General features: G+C 62.4%; 6 protein-coding genes. 1 reads left to right on the top strand and 5 read right to left on the bottom strand.

Going from position 1 to position 5,013, the window contains the following annotated elements; translation table 11 throughout:
* The 4 genes from AC1DY5_RS41675 to pdxR form a co-directional block, all read right to left on the bottom strand.
* The coding region (locus AC1DY5_RS41675) for a glycoside hydrolase family protein (RefSeq protein WP_478120290.1) at positions 1-865 on the bottom strand (865 nt) is incomplete at its 3' end.
* Positions 866-1,175: 310 nt separating this feature from the next.
* Positions 1,176-1,499: a DMT family transporter gene (locus AC1DY5_RS41670; RefSeq protein WP_478120291.1), complete on the bottom strand. Its 324-nt coding sequence runs from the start codon at positions 1,497-1,499 to the stop codon at positions 1,176-1,178.
* Between the two features lie 85 nt (positions 1,500-1,584).
* Positions 1,585-2,040, bottom strand: coding sequence for a carboxymuconolactone decarboxylase family protein (locus tag AC1DY5_RS41665; protein WP_478120289.1), 456 nt, complete (start codon positions 2,038-2,040; stop codon positions 1,585-1,587).
* 124 nt (positions 2,041-2,164) lie between these two features.
* Positions 2,165-3,586: a MocR-like pyridoxine biosynthesis transcription factor PdxR gene (pdxR, locus tag AC1DY5_RS41660; RefSeq protein WP_478120288.1), complete on the bottom strand. Its 1,422-nt coding sequence runs from the start codon at positions 3,584-3,586 to the stop codon at positions 2,165-2,167.
* Positions 3,587-3,725: 139 nt separating this feature from the next.
* On the opposite strand from pdxR, the gene AC1DY5_RS41655 reads away from it, so the two are divergent.
* On the top strand, positions 3,726-4,340 hold the full coding sequence (locus AC1DY5_RS41655) for an FMN-dependent NADH-azoreductase (RefSeq protein WP_478120287.1): 615 nt from the start codon (positions 3,726-3,728) through the stop codon (positions 4,338-4,340).
* 13 nt (positions 4,341-4,353) lie between these two features.
* Here AC1DY5_RS41655 and AC1DY5_RS41650 read toward each other — a convergent pair whose 3' ends face one another.
* Entirely contained in the window at positions 4,354-4,806 is a 453-nt protein-coding gene (locus AC1DY5_RS41650; protein WP_478120286.1) for a DUF1801 domain-containing protein, read from the bottom strand.
* Positions 4,807-5,013 lie beyond the last annotated feature (207 nt).

The following is a 5,013-nucleotide window of genomic DNA, read 5'->3' as shown; positions in this document are numbered from 1 at the left end:
TCACGAATCCCGGCGCGCCGTGGCAGAACTGAACGAGACCGGGTGATTCGCTGAGCGGCCCCGACTCGAGCCTGGCGCGCCAATTGGCGTGCGCTCCGTCGCGCTCGGCCGTCTGGCGGACCGTGTGGGCGATGCACGCCTGCCATTGGGACCAGGCTTCAGGGTCGAGAAGATGCCGCCCATGGATGAGCACGGCGGCCGTGGCGGCGAAGCCGTGAACGGCATCCAGGAAGGCGTAGGTCTCGCCATACAGGTCCTGCGTCCAGTAGTGGCAGTCGTGCTCCGCCGACCAGTGCAGTTGCGACCAGAGCTGTCCGGCCGTCGCACGGTAGAACTCGGCCCAGGTCGCATCGCCCGTTTGCTGTTGCATGAACAGAGACGCCAGCAGGGTGCCGGGCGAGCCCCACATCAGCTCCCGAGCAGGGTGTTCGCGGGTGGCTTCGACGAGCTTGACGAGTTCGGCGCTGGTCTCGCCGGAAGGCGAGTGCCAGTGCTTGAGCAGCTGGATGGCCGAGTCGCCCATGAGATAGCTGCCGAATGGCTTTCCGCTCCCGTGGCCCATCGCTTGTCGATTGGGCCCCAGAAGAGAATCCACGTAGCCGCCGTAGTCCCTCTTCAGGCGGCACGCGCCCCGGGCCTCCAGGTAGCGAAGGGCCCAAAAAACGCCACAAGCACCCCAGTAGAGCATGTACGAGGGGGCCGGGTCCGGGCTGTCGTTCGGATGGGTGGGCCACAGCTTCTCGGGTGAGAACCTGGCCTCCGCGTCCGTTACGATCCGCTCGATCGTCCGGCGGGCGATGGCCTCGTCCCAGGCGCGGGCGACGAGCGGTTCATGACGCGCCGGGTCGAACAGCAGAGTGGTCATGGACGCAGTCTACAAAATGGCCGCGCCCGCGGCCTGCGGTCCTTTGCTAAGCGTGTGGCTGGCGGGCAGGTCGACATGATGATGGCCGGCCGTGACTCCCACCCGGCCGCTGGCCAAGGCCGGCAAGGTCCGGACAATGAGGTTCTGCTGAAGCCCGGACGTCAAGGCGCACTTCGCCGCTGACGATGTGACGCCGGTCGGCGGCACGCCCGAGCAGTTCAAGCAAGTCATCCGCGGCGACATGGAACGCTGGCAGCGGATCGTCAAGAACGTGGGCATCAAGGTTCAATGAGCATGAACCCGGCAGCGCTCACCCCTGTCCGGAGACCAGCTTGAGTCCGATGACGCCTGAGAGGATGAGAACGATGCAGAGGATCCTCATCGGCGCAGCGGAATCGCCAAGGACCACGATGCCGACAATCGCGGTGCCCGCCGCTCCGATGCCGGTCCAGACTGCGTAGCCTGTCCCTATGGGCAGGGTACGCAGCGAGAACGAGAGCAGAAGAACGCTCGACAAGCCAGTCGCGACCGTGAACAGCGAGGGCAACAATCGCGTGAAACCTTCAGACGCCTTCATCGCGAATGCAAATGCGATTTCGAGAATGCCGGCGATACCGAGTAGTGCCCATGCCATGAGGGTCAAGTCCATTCGTTGATTCGAGAAGCGAGGGATGGCGAACCGGCGAACCCGTGCGCGAAGCACTCGCCCCCGAGTTGTTTCAAGCGTTGGCAGCAGCAGAGGGGGTCGATCGGAAGCTGATGCCGAATCGATTGAAGGCGTTCATCAAGCCGATCGCATAGGTGAGATCGGCGAGTTCCTGGTCGCTGAACTCGGCGGCGGCGGCTTCATAGTCGGCGTCGGAAACGCCGGTATCGGCGACGCGCGTGACGGTTTCCGCCCAAGCGAGCGCAATGCGCTCGCGCGGACTGAACACAGCTCCCGCGTCGCGCCACACGGGCACCAGCACGAGCTTGTCCACCGCAAGGCCGGCCTTGAGCAGGTCGCGCGAGTGCATATCGATGCAATAGGCGCAGCCATTGATCTGCGAAACGCGCAGGTACACGAGATTGACCAGATCTTTTGGCAGTCCACTCTTTTGCAGAGTGACGTACACCCCTCCGAAAGCCTTGTAGCCTTCAGGAGAAGCCTTGGTGTAGTCGATGCGATTGTTCACGATGATGATCCTCATACGGGTGGGTTGGAGGACTCGATCGTGCTGCATCATGGCTTGGTCCGGAAGGTCCATGATCTGTCATTGGTGCTGGGCCATGATTGCCGCTGATCCACACTTTTCGCCGTTAGATCAGTCGCAGGATTCGCTTCGCGAGCTTCTCGGCCGTGCCCCGGGAGTCGATGTTCGTGAAGTTGAGAAGCAATGCCGAGGCCTTGTCGCCACGCATCGCCCAGTCCGACAGTGCTTCTCCGTGCAGCCCGTCTTGCTGCATGCGGGCAACCAGCCGGCGATCCGATTGCTTGCCTCGCATCCGCAGGATCAGGTGCATTCCTCCGGGTTGCGAGTCGATTTGCATGTGTCTCCCCAGCACGCTCTCCAGGCCTTTCGCTGTGGCCTCCCGGCGCTCGGCATAGAGCTTTCGCATCCGTTGGATATGGCGCGCGAAGTGCCCCTCCCTCATGAAGGCTGTGACGATCGCCTGCGACAGCTCGGGACTGCCGCCCGCGAAGACTTGACTGATCTGCTCGAAGCGCTCGACCTGCGTCTCTGGCACGACAAGATAGGCCAGCCGAACGCTCGGGAACAGCACTTTGCTGAACGTGCCCGCATAGAGCACTCGCCCATCGCGATCCAGGCTCTTCAATGCGGGCAGCGGGCGGCTGACATAGCGGTACTCGCCGTCGTAGTCGTCTTCGATGATCCATGCGTTGTGGCGCCCAGCCCAATCCAGCAGCGCCAAGCGGCGAGGGAGGGACAAGGACACGCACAGCGGGCTCTGGTGCGCAGGCGTGACCACAGCGGCCCGCGCCCGCGGCGCATTCTTGATTCCCTCAGCAACGACCATGCCCTCCCGATCCACCGGCACCGGGACGGCTGCGATATGCATATGGCCCAGTACTTCCCGGGTCGGTGGGTATCCGGGGTCTTCGAGCCAAACGCGATCTCCGGCCTTCAGCAAGGCATGGCCGATCAACCCCACGGTATGACGGTAGCCGGACGTCAGGAATATCTGGGACGGAGCGCAGTCGATCCCGCGCGATACGTGGAGATAGGCGGCGATCTCGGCTCGCAGTGCCTGCAGGCCGTAGACCGAGGGATGAACCATGTCCGATGGTTGCATCGCACGGACGCAACGCGCGCCCAGGCGAGCCCATATCTTTCGAGGAAACACATCCAGGGCAGGCAACCCCATCTGGAACGGCAGAATCGAATCGGGCCGAAAACTGGTCGCCGCGATGCTGCTATTGGATCGAGGGATTGCTCTTGCTGCAGACGCTGGCGGCTTGAGGCCCGGCGTCACGATGGTCCCCGCCTGCCCGCGGGCTTGAATGTACCCCTCGGCCGCCAGCAATGAATAGGCTGATTCGATGGTGCCGCGCGCCAAGCCCAATTCCTTGCTCAGTGCACGTGCCGAGGGGATTCGGTCGCCCGGCTTCAACAATCCGGCCGCAATGGTGCCGCGAAACCGATCGTAGATCTGCCGGTAGAAGGGTTCAGGCGCCGTTGGGTCCAACGGCAGGATATTGCCGGTCTTCGCGCGGGTCATGGATCAGTCGAGTCCGTATCCAGCGAACGAGGTATCGGCAGCGATCATGGTCCAGTCGAAATCTCCATTCTTGGATCTAGATTGCAAGCCATGGCGTTCGTAGACTGATTGCCTTCCTGAAGCATTGGAAAGGTAAATCATGAAAATCCTGCATATGACTTGCAGCCCTCGAGGGCAAGCCTCCGAGAGCAATAGGCTCTCGCAAAAAATTGTCGGTCTTTTGCAGGCGAGCCGACCCGCGGCAATACGGGTGAATCGGGCGATTGGGGGTGGCGCGCTATCGCATGTCGATGCAAATTATGCGCTTGCCCAACATTCGTCCACGGCGGAAATATTTCCGCAGGGTTCGATTTTTCGGTCCGAGGAACTGATTCAGGAACTGGAGAGTTCGGATGTTGTCGTCATCGGAACGCCCATGCACAACTTGACCGTGCCTTCCGCGCTAAAGGCGTGGATAGATCACGTCGTTCGCGCCCGCCGGACCTTCAACGTGACCGCGGAAGGAAAAGCAGGGACCCTTCGCGACCGCCCAGTCTTTGTCGCCGTGGCCTCCGGCGGAAGATATTCCGGGGAGCGCGCGCGTCAGCCGGATTTTCTGACTCCGTATCTGAGAGCCATCTTGGGCACCATCGGGCTGAGAGACTTGAACTTCTTCTCGGTCCAAGGAACCGGACTGGGTCCGGATGCAGTAGCCGAGGCCAGGGCCCAGGCAGATCGAGCGCTGCAAGCGTATTTTTCTTCGTTCTGCCCGTAGAACGCATCGGCAATCAGTTTCGCTGCGAGGCGTCCCTGGCGGAGGCATCCGCCTTGGCTTTCCTCGGAGACTTCGCCTTGCCGGAACCGTTGAGCGCGGCCGCCTGGCGAACCAACGTCTTGAAGGCGGTCTCGTCGACTTCTTCTCCCTCGTGGATGTCGATCGCGCGGCGGACCTTGCCGTCGAGACTCGAATTGAAGAGACGGGCCGGATCCTCCAGAGACGCGCCCTTGGCGAAGGTGAGTTTCACCTTGTCCTTGTAGGATTCGCCCGTGCAGATGATGCCGGCGTGCGACCAAACCGGCGTGCCCATCCACTTCCACTCCTCGACGACGTCCGGGACTGCTTCATGAACGAGCTTGCGCATTCTGCCAAGCGTGTCCCCGCGCCAGTCCCCGAGATCGGCGATTCTTTTCGAGATGAGCTCCGATGCCGACTGGCCATAGCTCGCTTCCGACTTTTTCATGCTCCCATCCTAGAGCAATGTGACGGCGGGCCACCACCCTCCAGGCAGCCGGCGGGAGGTTTACTTCGCAGCAGCCTGCCGAACGGCGGTGTCCGCGGTGCCGATCCAGCGGCTGATCTTGCCGTCCTTCAAGGTGAACACGYGGACCCATTCGCTGTCGAACACGGTCCCGTTCGGAAGCGGCCTCACGCGCTCCCAGCCGAGCAC

This window comes from Variovorax sp. P4_D9, from assembly GCF_056401695.1.
Note: the sequence above shows the minus strand (reverse complement) of the source record. Positions and strands in the feature narration are given on the sequence as shown.

What these genes read in the sequence shown, in the direction of transcription:
- AC1DY5_RS41670 (WP_478120291.1), bottom strand. Translation starts at nt 1,499, where the DNA reads ATGGCATGGGCACTACTCGGTATCGCCGGCATTCTCGAAATCGCATTT.
- AC1DY5_RS41655 (WP_478120287.1), top strand. Translation starts at nt 3,726, where the DNA reads ATGAAAATCCTGCATATGACTTGCAGCCCTCGAGGGCAAGCCTCCGAG.
- AC1DY5_RS41650 (WP_478120286.1), bottom strand. Translation starts at nt 4,806, where the DNA reads ATGAAAAAGTCGGAAGCGAGCTATGGCCAGTCGGCATCGGAGCTCATC.
- pdxR (WP_478120288.1), bottom strand. Translation starts at nt 3,586, where the DNA reads ATGACCCGCGCGAAGACCGGCAATATCCTGCCGTTGGACCCAACGGCG.